Source organism: Treponema sp. R80B11-R83G3 (assembly GCF_054786115.1).
This window is the reverse complement of sequence record NZ_BDHF01000405.1, coordinates 1-599: the sequence shown is the minus strand read 5'-3', so window position 1 is coordinate 599 and position 599 is coordinate 1. Positions and strand designations below refer to the sequence as shown.

The following is a 599-nucleotide window of genomic DNA, read 5'->3' as shown; positions in this document are numbered from 1 at the left end:
CTATTATCAAGAGCATAGGGGACAAGGGGCGCGTTATTCGCATACCGATTCACATGCTCAACACAATTAAAAAATGCTATTATGTGGCAAAACAGCTAACGCAGGACTTAGGACGCGACCCCAATGAAGATGAACTGTCCGAGTATTTGGACGTTCCCGTATCTAAAGTTAAAGAAATAGTGAAGTTGTCCCAGGAGACGACAAGTTTGGACACCATTGTTGACGACGGGAACCTTACGCGCCTTGCCGATTTAATTAAAGACGACGCGAGAGCCGAACCGTTTGAGATGGTTTTTTCCATGACATTGCAGGAAACCATCGGCGGAATTCTTTCCCAATTATCAGAAAGAGAGATGAAAATAATCCAACTGCGTTTTGGCCTGAACGGGGAAAACCCGCTTACTCTGGAAGAAACCGGAAAATATCTCGGCATCACCCGTGAGCGCGTCCGCCAAATTCAGGAAAAAGCCGTCTGGAAACTCCGCACCTTGCATGAATTGCGCGAATTAAGGGAAAGCTCGTAGTAAATAGCAAAACTGTTAACTTTATTTTTATCTTAATATCGTTCCCAAATATCATCACCGACATAAATATAAAGC

Annotated in this window: 1 protein-coding gene; it reads left to right on the top strand. The window is 43.9% G+C overall.

Annotated features, from left to right (window positions below; translation table 11 throughout):
* The coding region (locus tag ACYVRH_RS14135) for a sigma factor-like helix-turn-helix DNA-binding protein (protein ID WP_461257515.1) at positions 1–524 on the top strand (524 nt) is incomplete at its 5' end.
* Positions 525–599: the final 75 nt, after the last annotated feature.